Origin of the sequence: Marivirga arenosa (assembly GCF_030503895.2) — a bacterium.
Classification (GTDB): Bacteria; Bacteroidota; Bacteroidia; order Cytophagales; family Cyclobacteriaceae; genus Marivirga; species Marivirga arenosa.
Genome location: NZ_CP129970.2, coordinates 1,393,826 through 1,412,365 on the forward strand (window position 1 = coordinate 1,393,826; position 18,540 = coordinate 1,412,365).

14 protein-coding genes are annotated in these 18,540 nt (G+C 33.7%); 2 read left to right on the top strand and 12 right to left on the bottom strand.

The genetic code is table 11. The features are described from left to right. Positions 1 to 41: 41 nt before the first annotated feature. Both QYS48_RS06075 and QYS48_RS06080 read left to right on the top strand, forming a co-directional pair. Positions 42 to 1,583 (top strand): hypothetical protein, encoded by a 1,542-nt coding sequence (locus tag QYS48_RS06075; RefSeq protein ID WP_308357955.1) that lies wholly within the window; start codon positions 42 to 44, stop codon positions 1,581 to 1,583. A gap of 69 nt (positions 1,584 to 1,652) precedes the next feature. Then, complete coding sequence (locus QYS48_RS06080) at positions 1,653 to 3,482, top strand: cytochrome c peroxidase (protein WP_308357956.1); 1,830 nt, start codon at positions 1,653 to 1,655, stop codon at positions 3,480 to 3,482. 8 nt (positions 3,483 to 3,490) lie between these two features. On the opposite strand, the gene QYS48_RS06085 is transcribed toward QYS48_RS06080, so the two are convergent. From QYS48_RS06085 to QYS48_RS06140, 12 genes are all read right to left on the bottom strand, one after another. Beyond that, positions 3,491 to 4,009, bottom strand: a complete 519-nt coding sequence (locus QYS48_RS06085; protein WP_308357957.1) for a hypothetical protein — start codon at positions 4,007 to 4,009, stop codon at positions 3,491 to 3,493. 117 nt (positions 4,010 to 4,126) lie between these two features. Then, positions 4,127 to 5,197: a carboxypeptidase-like regulatory domain-containing protein gene (locus QYS48_RS06090; RefSeq protein WP_308357958.1), complete on the bottom strand. Its 1,071-nt coding sequence runs from the start codon at positions 5,195 to 5,197 to the stop codon at positions 4,127 to 4,129. A gap of 28 nt (positions 5,198 to 5,225) precedes the next feature. After that, positions 5,226 to 8,540 (bottom strand): PAS domain S-box protein, encoded by a 3,315-nt coding sequence (locus QYS48_RS06095; RefSeq protein ID WP_308357959.1) that lies wholly within the window; start codon positions 8,538 to 8,540, stop codon positions 5,226 to 5,228. 318 nt (positions 8,541 to 8,858) lie between these two features. Next, positions 8,859 to 9,923: a chemotaxis response regulator protein-glutamate methylesterase gene (locus tag QYS48_RS06100; RefSeq protein ID WP_308357960.1), complete on the bottom strand. Its 1,065-nt coding sequence runs from the start codon at positions 9,921 to 9,923 to the stop codon at positions 8,859 to 8,861. A 26-nt stretch (positions 9,924 to 9,949) separates the two neighbouring features. Beyond that, a complete protein-coding gene (locus QYS48_RS06105; protein WP_308357961.1) occupies positions 9,950 to 11,095 on the bottom strand; it encodes a response regulator in 1,146 nt (381 codons plus the stop codon). A gap of 5 nt (positions 11,096 to 11,100) precedes the next feature. After that, on the bottom strand, positions 11,101 to 13,137 hold the full coding sequence (locus QYS48_RS06110; RefSeq protein WP_308357962.1) for a chemotaxis protein CheA: 2,037 nt from the start codon (positions 13,135 to 13,137) through the stop codon (positions 11,101 to 11,103). A gap of 2 nt (positions 13,138 to 13,139) precedes the next feature. Further along, positions 13,140 to 13,505 carry a response regulator gene (locus QYS48_RS06115; RefSeq protein ID WP_302103028.1) on the bottom strand — a complete coding sequence of 122 codons (366 nt, stop codon included), beginning with the start codon at positions 13,503 to 13,505 and terminating at the stop codon, positions 13,140 to 13,142. Between the two features lie 28 nt (positions 13,506 to 13,533). Next, positions 13,534 to 13,989, bottom strand: a complete 456-nt coding sequence (locus QYS48_RS06120) for a chemotaxis protein CheD (RefSeq protein ID WP_308357963.1) — start codon at positions 13,987 to 13,989, stop codon at positions 13,534 to 13,536. Then, a complete protein-coding gene (locus QYS48_RS06125; RefSeq protein ID WP_308357964.1) occupies positions 13,982 to 14,839 on the bottom strand; it encodes a protein-glutamate O-methyltransferase CheR in 858 nt (285 codons plus the stop codon). The genes QYS48_RS06120 and QYS48_RS06125 overlap by 8 nt, the downstream gene beginning before the upstream one ends. 76 nt (positions 14,840 to 14,915) lie before the next feature. After that, positions 14,916 to 16,697 carry a methyl-accepting chemotaxis protein gene (locus QYS48_RS06130; protein WP_308357965.1) on the bottom strand — a complete coding sequence of 594 codons (1,782 nt, stop codon included), beginning with the start codon at positions 16,695 to 16,697 and terminating at the stop codon, positions 14,916 to 14,918. Between the two features lie 11 nt (positions 16,698 to 16,708). Further along, positions 16,709 to 17,980 carry an alginate export family protein gene (locus QYS48_RS06135; protein ID WP_308357966.1) on the bottom strand — a complete coding sequence of 424 codons (1,272 nt, stop codon included), beginning with the start codon at positions 17,978 to 17,980 and terminating at the stop codon, positions 16,709 to 16,711. Further along, the gene (locus QYS48_RS06140) at positions 17,980 to 18,501 is read right to left on the bottom strand and encodes a chemotaxis protein CheW (RefSeq protein ID WP_302103018.1); all 522 of its coding nucleotides are present in this window, start codon (positions 18,499 to 18,501) and stop codon (positions 17,980 to 17,982) included. Before QYS48_RS06140 ends, QYS48_RS06135 begins: the two co-directional genes overlap by 1 nt. Between the last annotated feature and the right edge of the window lie 39 nt (positions 18,502 to 18,540).

Here is an 18,540-nt window from a genome sequence, read left to right on the forward strand (position 1 = left end):
AGTACTTTTGATTTCATAATTAAACCCATAAAATCAAAAAAATGAAACTAAAAGATTTACCCCTTTATTTAATCGGAACGCTTGTTTCAATAGCAACATTTACAAGCTGTGGAGATGAAATTACAGAAGTAACTGAAGTTATTTATCGTGACACAACCATTACAGTTACTAATACATTTGACACTACTATCATTATTAACAATGTAGGAGACTCAGTATTCTTTACAAATCGTTCAAATTTAGAACCTCTAGTGGCCGTATCGCCACAGTTTAACTTTGTTAAAGCATATTCCTTATTGAGTTCTTCCGATACCTTGGAGAATAGAAATGGTGATTTATTCCGTTTAGGCGGATCTGCTGATGGCGCTGGTTTACTAAAAAATGGAGACGAATATGTTTTTATGGTGAACTGTGAAGATCACTATTCGGTAGCAAGGGTATTCCTTGATAAAAACTTCAAACCGATCCAAGGTGATTATATGCTGAATTCAGGTGTAGCCGATTTAGCCAGACAATGTTCTGGTACCATGTGGGAATCTGAAATTCACGGAGGCAGTCAGGACTTATTCTTATCTGCATCAGAAAGCTTTAATTATGATGTTAAAGGAATTGACCCTTATATGACTCCTAACCCGACTGCTGATTTTGGCTTGGATGCATTAGGCGAATTCTCATGGGAAAATGCAGTTCCTTTACCCAAAAATACCTACGCAGGTAAAACAGTTATTATTGGTGGAGATGATGATTCTTCAGATTCTGAAGGACAAGTAAGCTTATATTTTTCAGAGAATGGAGATGCTGATTTAGAGAATGGAGACATTTATGTATTAAAAATGAAAGACTCCAGCAGAATGGTAAATGAAGGAGAAATTGCATTTGGAGAAACTTATGATGTTGAGTTTGTTAAAATTGAAGGAGGAAAAGAGATGACGAAAAATGAGATGGAAGATGCTTCTATAGCTGCAAATGCATTTCAATTTATGAGAGTAGAGGATGTAGATTATGGAAAAGGATCTGACGCTGCGGGTAGAAATGTTTACTTCGCTGTTACAGGCCGAGGACCTGGCAGAGGGACATACAATGATTGGGGTACTGTATATAAATTAGAATTAGACGAAGCTTCTCCATTAAATGGTAAACTGACACAAATTATTAGTGGAAACACAGATACCAATAATATGGACGGAAACCTTTCTTTATTACAAAGTCCGGATAACATTTGTGTGACAGAAAATTTCATATATACTCAAGAAGACCCAAATTCATTTTCGAGAAACCACTCTGCCTACATCTACCAATCTGATTTAAATGGGAATAATCCTAGAGTAGTTTTAGAATTAGTGGAAAGAGCTGACTTATCAAGAGATAAAAACATTTCAAATTCTGGTGAATTTGGAGCATTAATTGACATCTCTGATAAAATTGGGGTTCCCAATACTTTTATGCTGGCTGTTCAGCCACATTACTGGGAAGATGATGCATTTAAAGGCGTTGATGGCCACAATAACGAAGGCAATTCAAACGGATCAAGGGAAGATGATCAAGGATCGCAGATCGTAATTCTATACGGGCTTCCAAGATAATTAATTCAAGTTTTCAAAATTCAGCACTCTAATTAATGGGGTGCTGTTTTAATTTTAACCTATTTCAACATGCGTACGTATTTACCTCTTCTTTTCCTCATAATTTTTGCTGCATGCAAAAACACAAGTGAGCCTCAGCAAATCAATTGGAATTTAAGTCAGGATTATTATCAAACCGCTTTAAAGAAAGCAATTGATTCTTTGGAGCATCTCAACACTAAAATGAATCAAGCTCATGCTATTCAAAGTTTAAAAGATATTCGTTTAAATTTTAAAAAAGCAGAGTCCTATGCAGCTCATATTAACCCTGAAGTAGGGAGTAAGGTAAACGGACCAGCTTTACCCATTTTCAAAGAAGATAATTTAAAAATATTAGACCCTATTGGTTTACAAGCCATTGAAGAAACCCTATTTGAAGATTTCCAAAACCGGACATTACTAGAGTATCAAATTGAAAGAACGATTGGCTATTTAAATAATTTACTTGCTGGTATTAAGGAAAGAAACCTAAGCCCAGAGCGTTATTTCATTGCTCTACACGAGCAATTTCTTCGAATTTTGAGCTTTGGTATCACTCATTTTGATACTCCTATCAGCCATTGGGGGTTTGAAGAGTCTGCTGCTAGCCTTCATTCTATTAAAACTACTGTTCGTTTGACTATCGGAACTGTTGTAAATGATCATAATCAAGAAGTATATGATAATTTTATCACCTACTTGAATCGCAATATCGATTACTTAAATAAGTCTTCAGCTTTTAACGAATTTGACTACTATAGATACATAAGGGATTATTTCAATCCGCTAACTAAAAGCTGGGTTGCGTTAAGAAATAGTACTAATCTTTGGGAACCTTCCACCAATAAAGCCTTGAATTTCAATTCCACTACATTTTTTGAAAAAGATGCATTTAACACCTCTTTCTTTGTAAATCCTTCCACTGGTCTTGGGGATAAAGAAGACTTGTTGCTGGGTGAAAAATTGTTTAATGATAAAAGGTTATCCTTATCAAATTCTTTATCTTGTTCTAGTTGTCATCAGAAAAAAGAAGCCTTTTCTGATGCTTTGCCAACCTCTTTGGGAGCTTCAGGGAAACCGTTAAAGCGAAATGCCCCAACCTTAATAAATACAATTTTCAACAAACGTTTTTTTTGGGATGGCCGCTCAGGAACTATAGAGAGCCAAATCAGGCAAGTGTTTAATGCTCACGATGAATTCAATCGATCTTTGAATAATATTCCTGAGGAACTGCTTTTAGATGCAGAGTATGATAAATTATTTAAGAAAGCCTATGGTGGGAAACCAAAATCTGTAAATCAACTAATTAAAAGCTTAGCACAATATGTTGCCAGCTTACAGGCTTTCGATAGTAAATTTGATAGAAATATGCGTAAAGAAGAAACATCATTTACTGAACTTGAGAAAAAAGGCTTACAACTTTATATGGGAAAAGCACTTTGTGGATCCTGTCATTTTATTCCTCTGATGAATGGAACTCTGCCACCCTTTTATAAACATACTGAAAAGGAAGTTATTGGAGTGCCTTTGGTTGCCACAAACGATCAATTGGACACGCTAGATCTGGGATTTTATACATTTTATGAAGTCGATATTCACAAAGGAATGTTTAGAACACCTACTGTTCGTAACAGTGCATTAACAGCTCCGTATATGCATAATGGTATATATAATTCTTTGGATGAAGTAATTGATTTTTATAATAGAGGCGGAGGTAAGGGGCTTGGGCTTGCAGTTGAGCACCAAACTTTACCATTTGATTCTTTGTCCTTGAATTCGAAAGAAAAGGAAGCGCTGATCGCATTCCTTGAAACACTAAATTCGACTCCAGAAAAAAAGCCAGACACAACTACGAATATTTCATTATCATCCTTAAATTAATTCCAATATTAGCCAGCTGCTCCAGAAGCAGCTGCGCTTTGCATATTTTGAATTAGGTTTATACAATAAGCACAAAATAGTAGTATTTCAATTAATTGATTTCCTTTTAGCTTATCATGGATATCTGTAACAGGATATTCATATTTAAACTTTCTCCACAAGAATTGTGATCTGATGATTAGTAAAATATTCCCCTCTTCATCAGATAATTCATAATGCTGTTTCCAAAACCCCTTTAATTTAAAATGTAGTTGGTAAGTCTCACCATCATCTAAAAAATAGGAAATCACAAGATTTCCTTTCCAGTTCATTTTTATGCTTCCTATTTCTTTTCCTGCTTTAGAAATTAAATAGGTGCTTTTCCAAATCGAAGGTGCGGTAATTTGTATAGACTGATCATCAAGTTCGGAACTGGCTGATCTCGACATCCAGCTTTTATAATTCAATGAAGCCACTAGCTGTTCATCTTTTTGAATGGCAAGATTACCTTTTCCTGAAGTGGAGATCAATTTAATGTTAGATACCATAGATAATGAATAAATAAGGGTTCTCTTTAAAGATGCATAATGGATTATAATGTTACAATGAATGTTTTAAATTATTAAAGGTGATGATTTAAACAATACTAATGTTTCTATATCGTATTAGTATTCATAATCGGCAGGTAAGATCATCGCCATCTTTTTCTTACTCATGGCACCTGAAAACATTATTTGATCAAATTTAGAGTATAATCCATAGCCGTCAATTAAAAAATTATCAGTATAAAAACTTATTGAAGTTTGATCATTCTTCTTGTACAATACTTCAAAACTAGAGACTAAATTTTTGGGTTTAAACTTAATATCTTTCTGTTTTACTTTTACCTCAGCCATAACTCCAATGTTTTGTAGCTCCAGTAATTGTGTAATATTTGTTTGAAAGCCTTTAAAAAATATTTGAAAGCCTTCCTTTTTTAAATTATTAGCTTTTAAAGCTCTAAAGAAGTGTAAAGTTGAATTTTCATAGGCCTCCTTCCTTCTTTTTCGATAATTTTTATTCAATTCCATGGGCAAAAATTGAGTGGTACCCATATAAGTACTACTTTTCAGAAAATTTGTATTTAGAGTAAAGCGCTGAAAGTTTAATTCAAATTTCAAAAGATCATAATTGATGGTGTAGCCTAAATAATGATTCTCGATTTTAAGCGGTTTTTCGGATAGGGCTGTAAAAGTTAAAGTTTGAGGGTTATAACGAAAGCGTATGTCTTCTTCATTTATAATTTTACAAGTCTTTTGTAACTTCCGATCTCCAATAAATTCATCTCTAAAAACTTGCAGCATTTCCTCTCTTGAATACGGATTATTATATACTACTAATTCCTTCATCTCCGAAACATTTGGCTCAAGTTGTATTAAATATGGCTTCTGAGTATCTGGATTTTCTATATAAACTTTTTGATAGCCAACAAAACTCACAATAAGTACTGCATTAATTTCTTTATCTATTTCGAAACTAAATTCTCCCTTTATATCAGAAATATCACCTATGGTGGTTCCGTCTATATAGACAGATGCCCCTAATAAAGGCTCTTGGTTTTCGTCTAAAACTTTTCCCGAGATCTGTTGAGCGAGAATACTTGTGGAATAGCAAGAAAGAAGACAAAATAGAATAATAAAGGCTTTACGAACCATAGTATTGAGATTTACTAAAACTACTATATGATTAGTTGTCAAATATTGTGCCGTCTTTTAAATTTAGGCACTAGGTAAGGATACCAATGGTAACAACGGTTCCTGCAACTTCATTATTTTCCATTACATCTTGAATATAAAATGAAATATTATGATTCTCATTAATTAATTTCAATCGCTCTTCCGTCAGTTTCAAACCCATAGATTTATGTTTCGGAAAACTCTTTTTACGCAGTTTTTTAGCGGCTTCTCTTCCAATTCCATTATCAAGGATTTTGAAATATATAACGTCTCCTTTTTCAGTAACTTCCAGCGTTAATTTCCCTTTGCCTTCTTTATTATATAATCCATGCAGAATAGCATTTTCAACATAGGGTTGAATTAATAAGGATGGTACTTCAATGTAATCTAAATCAAGATCTTCATCTACTATCAATTCAAAATCGAACTTATTATCGAATCGTAGCATTTCCAGCTCCACATAATTTTTCAGCATCTCAATTTCTTCCGACAGTTTTATCTTATTATCCACCGAGTGAGTTAATATTCCTCTTATTAATTTCGAGAAAGTAGAGAGATAATTGATGGCATTAAGTCTATCATTTTTACCAATAAAAAATTGAATAGAATTTAGCACATTGAATATAAAATGAGGGCTCATGACTGAGCGCAATGCCATTAGCTTTAGCTCTCCAATCTTTTTATTGGCTTCCGCTAACAGTTTATTTTTCTCAATTCTCTCACTAATGTCTATAATACTTCCTCTAACAAATAAACCTTCTTTTGATGGGACTTTGGTCAAACGAACTTCAGTAGGAATTTGGTTACCTTCAAGATCAAGGAAAGTCCAATCAAAAGCAATCATATTATATTTGGTTGCCTTCAGAATATACTTCCTAAGTTGAGTTCTTGATTCTTTACCATCGGGTTGGTATTTAGGGCTCAAATCAGATATGGACATATCCAACAATTGATCATGTGAAGTTTTGAATAAATCAATAGCACTATTGCTAATATGAACAAAATCACCATCTTTTGCTTTAAAAACTACTAATGCTTCAGAAGCATTTTCAACTAAATCACGATAGCGCTCTTCACTTTCTTTTAGCTCTTGTTGTGCTTTTATCCTATTCGTAATATCTCGGGCTACTATGGTTGATCCAATAAGATTATTTGATCGATCTTTTAAAGGGAAAAAAGATATTGAAATATTTCTCCACCCTCCCTTTTTCAACCATTTCTTTTCCAAATTTTCAATCAGCAAATCATCATTCATTACTAAAGCCAAATCCTCATCGTTAGGAAGTATTTCAGAAGGAATGATTTCATTTAATTGATGATTTATTGCTTCCCATGGTTTTAAATCAAATATTTTTTGAGCTCCCGTATTCCAAGAGTTTATAAAACCATCTATTGAAATACTTATTATGGCTTCGTCTATCGATTCCACTATGGAACCTAAAAGAGCCTGCTCTTTTTCGAATTGCTTACGATCCGTAATATCTACTAAGGTTCCAATGACAGCTGGCCTTCCTTTATAAGTTATATTACTACCATAAGCCTCCACCCATATAATTTTACCCTGCTTATCAACACCTTTAATTTCTGTTCTGGCTTTCAACAACTCGCCATTCATTCTAGCGGCTACATTGGCTTTTATTTTTTGCTGATCATCTTCATGTACTAAATCAGAAAAATCATTTAAACTCAACATCTCACTTTCAGTGTATCCAAAGAGTTTGTAAAAAGCAGGATTCACATATTCAAAGCGATCATCTTGAATAATATATACCCCCACTAGTGACCTTTCAACCAAGGTTCTGAATCGTTCTTCTGCCTCAATAAGCTGACTTTCTGAGTTTTTCCGATCGGTTACATCTTGAATTTGCGCCACATAATAAAAGTCCTCTTCATTTTCAGGATTCTTAATAATAGAGGTAGAAATACTTACCCAAATAATAGCGCCAGATTTATGAATATATCTCTTTTCTTTATTGTATGAACTGGCTTCCCCTCGTTCTAACATATTGGTATAATCAGCATCACGAGGTAAATCATCCTTATAAGTAATATCTGAAAAACTTACTTCTTTCAATTCATTAGCACTATATCCGGTGATTTCACATAATTTTTCATTTACCTCCATAAAATAGCCTTCTTTAGAAAGTAGTGCCATTCCATTAGCAGAAAATTCAAAGGAGGTTCTAAATTTTAATTCACTTTCGATGATTCTTTGTTCAGCTAATTTTAGTTCTGTAATATCCCTAAAGGTGAGAATCAAATTATCATGATCCAGATAACCAATGAATAATTCAATTTGAAGTATGTTACCAAGGATAGTGGAAATTTCACCTTCCATTTTAAAGTTATCTATCTCATAAGAAGTTTTTATGGCTTTATTGAGATCAAACCTAAGTAAAGTATTGATATCATGATATATGAATTCGTTTCTTTCAGCCTCGATGAGATTGTCAAAGCTTTCATTAGCATCTAACACCAACCCTTCTTTATTAATTAAAATAATAGGATAAAAAGATTGCTTAAATAATCCTTTATATTTCCTTTCATTTGATTTCAGTAATTGTTCTGATTCCTTGAAATAGGTTATGTCCTTACAAACCCCTCTTATTATTGCTTGCTGTCTATCATTTTTTATCACGTAAAAGAAGAACTCCACCCATTTGTGGTATCCGATAGGTGTGGTGATGGGCAATGTAATTTTGGTCTCAAATTCTGCTTCAAGAACCAGTTCGACTGTATCCTCAAATTTATTTTTTTCATTTACTTTAAGGAAATCAGATAGTTTTATTTGGGTAACCTCTGTACTATCATCAAAACCAAAAATATTATACATTTCTTTTGACCAAAAGGTGAATTTACCATTGCTATCACATTCCCAATTCCCGATATTGGCCACCTTTTGAGATTGTGACAACATAAATTCTCTATGCTCTAATTGCTTTACTTTTTCCGATAATTCTGTATTTAATTGCGCTAAATTACGATCTGATTGCTCTTGAATTTCTTTATTTTTATGGGCTAATTCTTCTTGAAGGTGGAAATTCTCTAAATCACTTTTATCCACCAGAAAACGTAATGAAAAACTAGAAGCGGTAATTATAAAATAAGCAATAAACGACCTGATTCTATTAATGTGATAGTAACCATCTTCCATTCCAATCTGTCCAAATCCTAATTCAAAAAAACTAAAAATAGATTCAAAGAATAAGATTACTATTAAACTTGGCAGAATACCAAATACCGTTAAAGCGAGTTGATTTCTTCCAAAAAGAATAACAGGAATACTTCCACTTGCGATAATGTAAAACTTTAAACCATCGTAAACGGTTGGCGATACATTTTCCTGACCCTCAATTGAATACATAAAAAAGAGGGTGACTAATATTGGAGGCACCCATGACAAATAAAAATTGCTAAGCGTATATAATTTCAGGTGATTCAATAAAAAAGGAAATGCAAAAATAGCTATTGCAATAGCTGATTCTCTTATTGCTTCTAAGTTATGATTACCAGGTATTAAAATTAAAAGCAATACATTGATAATCACCAATATCCAGCTTATATAATTAGAGAGGAGTATTGATCTTTTTTGAAATACTAATGACTCTTTTAATCTATTTTTAGTTAGTATGGATTTCGCCTTATTGATCATCGGTATAAATATATTTAATTAGACCGTTTTTCAATCTGTGGCTATCCCTTTATTTTCTAATAATTGTATTACGGCAGGAGCTATTTCATTTAAAGGCATTATTTGAGTAACACCTTTGTTTTGAATGGCTTTCATAGGCATTCCGAATACTACGGATGAATCTTCATCTTGCGCAATAGTGAAAGCACCTCGATCAAACATATTTTTCATTCCCAAGGCACCATCATCTCCCATTCCAGTCATTATAATTCCAATCGCATTTTCACCTGCTGACTTAGCCACAGAATTGAATAGTACATTAACCGAAGGCCTATGACGATTAACTAAATCCCCCTTAGTAATCCGAATATATTTTTTGCTTAAATTATAATGTAAGGACATATGAAAATTTCCTGGCGCAATGTAAACCGTATTCTTTTTTATTTCCTCATTATTCTCCGCCTCCTTTACATGAAGTGAACATAGCTCATTTAATCTTGCAGCAAAGCTAGCCGTAAACTTTTCGGGCATATGCTGCACTATTAATATTGGGGGCATTTCCGAAGGAAGGGATTGCAGGAAATCCTTAATTGCCTCCGTTCCTCCTGTGGAAGCTCCCACCGCTATCACTGTATTATGATGATGAAAAGCTCCTGAATTAGAAGTTATGTTATTTTTATTCTTTAGTCTTTCCTCCTTTATTTTTTTCGATTTTCGTCCCGCATAATAGGCGGATTTCACTTTGTCAATTAATAATACTTTGCTCTCTTCTATTTGCTCCTCATTGGAAATATTGGGTTTTGAGATAACATCAACCGCACCGTATTCCAATGATTTCATTGCTAATTCTGCCCCTTTATTAGTTTGATTAGAAATTACAATCACAGGGATTGGCGCCTGTTTCATTAATTTCTTAAGAAAGGTTAAACCATCCATTTTAGGCATCACCATATCGAGCGTGATCACATCAGGTTTTTCTTTTGCAATTCGTTCAGCCGCCACAAAAGGATCTCGAGCAGTAGCGATTACTGATATTTCTCTATCGCTTTCTAATATTGCTTTAAAGCTTTGTCTTACCAAAGCTGAATCATCTACAATTAATACTTTTATGGCCATATTACTAGTTGAAATAATTACATAAGTTACGCTATAATTTGATATTTTAATTCAGATCCTAGCGATTTATCGATTGCTCGTGTTAAATCAATTTGTACCTCTGTGAATTGATCGAGTTTACTTTCGAAATGAAGTTCCATTCCTATTTTATTTAATGCTATTTTACTAATAAATAATCCTAAGCCATTGCCTTGCGATTTATCAGTACCTACGTGAAAGATACTCGAAATCTTATCCAGTTCCTCTTTATAAATACCGGGTCCATTATCTCTTATCATCAAATAATAGCTGTCATTTTTCTGAACTAAATTAATTTCAATAATGATAGATTGAACCTCTTTCTTTAGGCATGTATAATAGATGGCATTTTCTATGATTGGCTTTAAACCATTTTGGAATATTGTGGTGTCGGTTTCAAGCAAAATGTCATGTGAAATATTAGTTTTGATTGAGTGTTGGAAGAAATGAGTTTTTAAAATTTTTGAAATGAAGCTATGCAGTTTAAATTTTTTTGGCTTTATAACTGAAGACTTAATCTCTCCAATTTTTGATATTTGATGATTGACATATGACATCTTATCAATCGTCTTTTTAAGCATTTTCATATATTCATGCTGACAAATATCAGGTTTTTCATATTGCAATAATTGAATTAAGCCCTCCATGCTAGATAAGGGCGAGCGAAGCTTATGGGCGGTTTGATAGAAATATTGATGTAAATCATTTTGTACTTCTTTCAGTTTGAATTCTTGCTTTTGCAAATCATTTTGAAGGGACTGTTTTTCAGATATACTCTTTAATTTTTCTTTACTAAGATTAATTTGTGTAAATACTCTGGCAATCATTTCGAGTTCATTAAAAGGCTTCAAAATATAATCAGAAGCCCCTGCCATTAAACCCAGCTCTAACTTTCTGGTATCTGAAGTAAGCAATAAGACAGGTCGGTGTTGATAATTGGGTAGTTTCTTTAAAGTTTTACAGACCTCAATACCATTCATATTGGGTAAGTGTATATCCAAAATGATTAAATCATACAAATGATTTTGAGCTGCTTCTATTCCACTTTCTCCAGTCTCACAATAGGTGATTTCGCATCCTCTAGGTTCTAATACAGATTGAATTTTTCTGTAAATACCTTTTAAGTCATCCACTATGAGGATTTGATGGTTCATATCACCTAATTTTTAAGTTTCAATGCATTTAAAATTAATGCAGTAGTACCATCCCCAAGAATAGAAGCTCCTGAGAAGCAGTCTATATCTTGAATTAATTCATTTAATGGCTTATAAACCGTTTGATATTGACCAATAATATCATCTACCACTACTGCTATCCTAACATCATTCTTCTTTACAATAATGACGGTTTCCTTTTCTGGGTGCTCTTCATGGCCAAAGTGATTTCTTAAGGAAACGAATGGAATGAATACATTATCATAATTAATTAGTCTTCTGTTATTTTTGAACAATACTGCATGATCTTCCTCATAACAATATTCAATTTCATTGATAGGTATTAAATACTTCTCTTCAGAAACTTTAACTACTAAGGTATCTAGTATTGTTAAAGTAAGTGGAAGTCTTAAAGTGATGATAGTCCCTAAACCGTCTTCTGTGCTTATATCAATATCTCCTCTTAAAGATTCTATCTCCTTTTTCACCACATCCATTCCCACACCTCTTCCACTTACTTTGGTAACTTCATCTGCAGTTGAAAAACCAGGAGACATCATAATATTTATCAACTCCTGTTCAGTGCATTCTTGTTTGGCTTTTATAAGGCCCTTCTCTATTGCTTTCTTCTTAATTTTTTCAAAATCAATTCCATTTCCATCATCCTGGATTTGAATAAAAACATGGTCTCCACTATTATAAGAGTATAATTTCAATAAGCCTTTTCTTGGCTTATTTCTACTTTCTCTTTCGTCAGGTGACTCAATTCCGTGGTCTAAGCTGTTTCGAATAATATGCATTAATGGAGCTTCAAGTGCCGTAATAATGCTTCGGTCAAGCTCCGTATCTAGACCTTCTGTAATGAATTCTATTTCTTTATTTAAATCTTTGGAAACCGTTCTAATTAATCTTTGAAGCTTAACCTGAAGGATATTAATCGGAACTAATCGGATATTAAATGCAGAATCTCTTAATCTTAAGGTTAGAAACTCTAATTTTTCTACCGCTTCCGTTATTTCATTGTCTTTTTCATCACTTAATAAGTGTTGCATTTCAGAACGGAAGGTCACCAGTTCGCTCACAATATTGATTAAATCATCAAGCTTATCAGTACTTACATTGATATGCGCTGACTTCTTAGATGATTTTTTTATGGCTATCGTTTCTACCTGCTCCTCTTCTTCTTGCAACTCTTGAAGTTCATGCTTTACCTCTTGAAGTATAGCAGATTTATTGGTTTTTTCTTGCTGTGCTTGCTTGTTGAAAATCTCTGCATCAAAAGACTGCAGTTTACCAAGTCGGAATTCTACCTCATCATCGTTTAAAACAACCTGTTTTTTATATTCCTCATTAGTAAAGCTTTCCTTACTTTCAAGCTTCAAAACTTGAAAATCTTGATCATTTAAAAAAAGAAAAACATCATCAACCGCTTCTCGTCCTTCTTCAGAAACGGCTAAAATTTCTAGCCATGAAACAAATTTCTGATCTGCTAATTGTTTTTCAAACGGTACTGATTCATTATGAATAATAATTTCATGCCAAGTAAGATCTTCCAAATCTTCCAACATGGCACTAACGTTTATTCCTCTTTTAAAAAGAGTTTCCGTTGGACGAAAAAAAATACTAAATGCTTCCTTTTTATTATTATTTGCGGTTAAAGACTGAGATGATTCAAGACTAGCTTCTTGCCCTCTTAAGGTAATGATAGATTCAATAATCTTATCTGTAGGCCCACTATCCACACTTCCTTCAATTAAATCATTCAAAATATCAATCGCATGGAGGGTGAGATCAAGAACATATTCGTCTATTGTCCTAATGCCGTCACGTATATCTGTATAAACGTTTTCCAATTCATGAGTTAAACGCTCCATGTCCTTAAAATCAAACATACCAGCACTGCCTTTTACAGTATGTAAATAGCGGTAGATATTATTGATTTCATCTGGCTGATTAGGCTCTTGGTCAAGCAGCATGATAGACTTTTCCAAATTCTTCAAAATCTGCTTTACTTCTTCAATATATTCTTGCTTAAAGTCCATAATTATCTCAGCGCTTTAGTTACAATTTTCAGAAATACATCTGCTTGAAAAGGTTTTTTAATCCATGCCGTAATGTTTTCATCTAAGGCAGCTTTCAATTTTACCTCATTTACTTCCGTAGTTAACAATAAAATTGGAATGAATGAGTAATCAGATGTAGCTCTTACTTTTTGAATCAGTTCTGCTCCATTCATTTCTGGCATATTAAAGTCTGTGATAAGCATATCGACCTTACGACCGTCAAAATAGGAAGCGGCTTCTTTACCATCAGAAGCTTCAATTACATGGTGTCCCGCTTTTGTTAATACACTCGCTATTATTTTACGAGAAACATTAAAATCTTCGGCTATTACAATATTTTTATTCATGAGGTTATGATTAATGATTTAAATAATTTCAATTCAAGTTTTTTATAAAGAGCTTTCCGCTGTGGGTTAATAGTTTTAATTTTCTTCCACTTGCTCCACCGGTTTGTCTTCCTACTACTTTAATTTTATAGGTTGATAATATCTTTTCAGCAACAGCTACATTCTTTTTTCCTATTTCAAAAGTCTTATTGATTTGCTCAGAGCCCCCAACAATTCTTGCTTCTAGGTTTTCAATTTTACTACCCATCGCTTCAAATTTTTTTATCAAACGTTCTGTAGCTATATCGCCATACATTTCAGTAGGTGCATCCTTTTGATTCCAATAAGGCAGCATAAAATGATTCATACCTGAATATTTATTCTCTTTATCATGAAGCACTACCGCTACGCATGAGCCTAAAACAGTCCAAATAATTTCTTTAAATCTTGAAACCCTTAGCATTCCCGGATGAACGAAATGTTCTTTCAATATCAATTCAAGCATTTCCATGGCTTAAAACTTTTCTATATCCTGTATGGGTAACCTGCTGAAGAGGTAAGTCCAAACCTATTATAGATTCAGAATGACCTAGAAATAAATAACCCCCAGTTTTAAGTGAACCGCATAACTTTTTTATCACTTCATATTGCGTTTTGCGATCAAAATAGATCAATACATTTCTACAAAAGATGATGTCATATTTACCTTTAGTGGGGTAATTCGAACTCATTAAATTAAATCTATAAAAGTTGGCTCTGGCTCTAAGTTTTCTGACTACTTTAACCTTTGGCCTGATTTTATCCCTACTTCTTAGAAAATACTTTTGCTTCAATGAATTTGGAATAGGAGCAATATCTGCTAAATCATATACCCCGCGAATACATTTTCTTAGTACATCAGTTGATATATCAGTACCGTCTATTGAATAATTGAACTGGAAGCTATTCACATTCATAAATTCTTCAATTACCATAGCGATGGTATAAATTTCTTCACCCGTTGAAGAAGCTGCACTCCAAACTTTTAATTCCTTTCCATATTTGGTTGCCATTTCAGGTAATAATACCTTAGACATATAATCAAAGTGAGATTTTTCTCTGAAGAAATCCGTTTTATTAGTGGATACTACATTGATCATATTGATGATCTCTTCTTGATTTTTAGAAGAGATCACCTGCTTTACATAATCCTTAAAATTGGTGAGGCCAGCTGCTCTAAGTCTTTTTTGCAATCTACTTTCCAACAAAACACGCTTTGCATCCGTCAGGTTGATCCCATAATGATCATGGATAAAGCTACTCAACTTATAGTATTCACGATCGAGTAACTTGATGGTGTTGTTATTATTGCTCATGACAGTTGTTGTTGACGTCACCTTAATTTTAGGATTAATTCAAGCATACTGAAGAACAGCATGCCTGATTTCTATTTTAGAATTTTTCAAATTTTGAATCATCTTCATCATCCTCTTCATTATCGAGGATTAGCTTGAAGCCATCATTTTCTAATTCTGCTTCTTTTTTTCCATTTAATGACTTGCCATTTTTATGCTTACCATTCTTAGCTTTATCTGCTAATTCTAATGGTGAGTCTGGTAATGCATCTATATCATCATTAAGATTAATCATTAATGGATCATCGCTTACCTCTTCAGTTGCCGCACCATTAGAATCTTTATCAAATTTGAAGAAAGCAATAGCTCTTTTTAATCCATCTGCCTGGAAGTTCAATTCTTTAGAATTTGAAGCTAATTGTTCTGCACTAGCCGCATTTTGTTGTACTACAGAGTTTAATTGCTGAATAGCATCATTAATTTGATTGGCTCCTTCATTTTGTTCCAAACTTGCTGCAGTAATTTCAGCTACCAGATTACTTGTTTTCTCGATTTCAGGAACTAGTTTTCCTAACATATCACCAGCATTGCGAGCCACTTTCTCACTAGTATTTGAAATATCATCAATCTCTTTAGCTGCGTTCTGACTTCTTTCTGCTAACTTTCTAATTTCCGAAGCTACTACCGCAAAACCTCTACCATGCTCACCTGCTCTTGCAGCTTCAACTGCAGCATTCAAGGCTAATAAGTTCGTTTGTCTTGCTATTTCCCCTATGATAGAGTTCTTTCTAACGATTAGGTTCATTGAATCTACCGTTTCCAGTACTGCATTATTAGAGCTTTCAACTCTTAGAGTAGTATTTTTTGCGATGGTTTCTGTTTCTTTAGCATTGTCAGTATTTTGCATAATATTAGCCGCCATTTGCTCCATAGAAGAAGAAACCTCTTCTACTGAACTCGCCTGAACAGATGCACCTTGTGATAGCTGGCCTGCTGAAGAGCTTAATTCTACACTCGCTCTATTGATGTATTCAGCTCCGCTACTTACAGCTGAAATAACTCCTTTGATCTTTTTGGCCATTTCATCCATCTTTAATAGAAGGAAACCAATCTGATCCTTTTTATTGTATTTATCTTTATTGATGTTGATATTCAAGTTACCTACCGACATCTTCTCTACTATTTCTGTAGCCTCATTCAATGGTCTTGAAATACTGTTTTTCAAGAATATTCCACCAGCAAGGATGAAGAAAAACACAGCCCCTACTATAATCATCGAGTTTCTGAAGATGCCATCACTTAATACAATACTTGAAGCATAAGCTTTCTCAGATGAATCTAAACTTAATTCTGTGTATTTATCCATGGCGGAACGCATAGGTTCAAAAGCTTCCATATAAGCTCCATAGTACAGCTCACCTGCATGCGTTATTCTTCTATTCTTTAGATCCTCTATGATTTCATTGCTTAATTGCTGAAGCTCTTCATGGTTTTTTCTGAAGGTAGCATCAAAACTATCATACTGATTGAACTCCTCTAGCTTAGTAAAAGCTGATATTTCAAAAAACTGATTATATCTATCTGATACCTGCTGTAAATTAGTTTGGACGTCATCCTCTACTTGTGCTAAATAGTCATCCTCCGAGCCATTTTTATTAGAAAGTGCTTGAGCAATTGCAATGCTAGATTGGTACGCATCTCTATCCGCTTCAATTAAATAGTCAATACTTAATAAGTTGTCATTGTAAATTTTATCAATTTCTGTTTTTAACTTTTGAGTTTGGAGTGAATTATACACCGCTCCTCCTACAGAAATTAAGATCACGAAAGCGAAAATGTAAACGATTCGCTGATTGGTGGTTAGTTTTACTAGTTTCATTGTTCCTCGTTTTATTTTTTGTCAAATTTGAATAGATTGGGCTTAGCACTTAACATTACTAAAGCCCATTGCTGATATCTGTTACTATCACCACCTTTGATGATCTCCATAGTTGGAGTTGCAAACATGGTAGCATAAGCGAATCTGATGCTTAAATATTTGTTGATTTTATGCTTCAATTGAAGGTCAATCTCGTCACCATATTTGCCGTTTGCTGTAGTTAATGCTGTTTCATTTGGATCAACCAAGGCACCTGCTACATTAAAACCGTGATAAGAAACTTCTAATTCAGTTCCCGGCTTGAATGTATAATAAATACCTGCCATCATTTCATTTACTCCAGCACCTTGTGTATTGCTTTCAACATTTAAGAAGTAATCCATTAAACCATAGTATCTGTGGCCATCACCAAAAAGCTTATTGAATGATCTGTTTACTGTTGGGTTAACTTCAGTTTGATCATTTCCACTTAGGTGATTCATTCCCGCAAATAATTTCACTTTGTCATTCACTTTATATGCTGGTATTACAGAAAATAAATTTGCTTGCTGATCTAAACCGCTAGTGTGAGTTCCGTATTGATAATAAGCCGATGCTTGTAAAGAGAAAGGGCCTGAATTTTTAAATTGTAGATAAGCCCCAGTAGTTTGCCTTTCAAAGTGTCTATTGATATCATTAGGGTCTTGATTTGCATCAGTTGAATGCAATAAGGATACTGATAAACCATTATCAAATTTCTTATTAGCATGGAAGAATACTAAATATTTGTAATAGCTAAGTGTATAGTCCGCTTCTTGGTAAATGTTCTTTTGATTATTGTAAGCTCCGCCAGTCTGTATCGTAAAACCCTTATTCTGATAAGTAACTTTTGCTAAATCGTGTGAAACAGCAATATCATTCCAGTTTCGCAATCCGAAGATTCTACCATCATCTAATACTAAATGCTGTCTACCGACTTTTACTGAAAAGGCATCGCTAATATTATATTTCAGATACCCCTCAGCTAAATTAAGGTTAGGAACATTACCTCTTTCATCATCCTGTCCCCAGATTCTTGCATTTTGAATGGTGAATTTAAATTCAAACCCATCATCAATGTAAGTACTTACTAATCTGGTTCTTTGTGAACTTACGAATGAAGGAGTCATTGTATCATCTAATAAGATACGAGAACCATCCCTATACTCTGAGCGTGCTCTAAATTCAGCATCCATTGAAAATTGTGCGAAGGCACAACTAACTGATAGGAATAAAATAATTGGAGTTAAAAATGTCTTTTTCATTATTTCTTTGTTTTTGCTTTTGCTTTTGATTTTGCTTTGGGCTCTGTTTTCAATTTGATTTCTCCTACTGAAAAAGCTTTGTCGATGTCAATCACCATTACAAATTCTTCATCTATCTTAGAGATGCCCTTGATATAATCTAGATTATAGTCGGAGTCTACAGATGGGGATGCTTGTAGTTTTTCCTTACCTAATTCAAATACTTCAAGTACTTGATCTACCAAAATTCCAAACTCCAATTCTCTGTCTTCATCATGTAATTCGATGATAACAATGCAAGAATCAATAGTAATGTCAATGGGAGTTAGTCCGAATTTCAGACCTGCGTCAATTACAGGGATTACTTTCCCTCTGAGGTTAATGACTCCCTTCATGTATTTGGGAGCTTTAGGTATGAAAGTAATCTTGGGTACTTCCAATATCTCAACCACTTTTTCTACTTCCACTGCGAACATCTCTTCCTTTAATTTGAAGGAGAGAAAGGAGTCCACATTTTCTAGTAAGCTTAATTCATTTATCATGGTCTTTTTCCGATTTATTGATAATCAAATCTTGCTTTT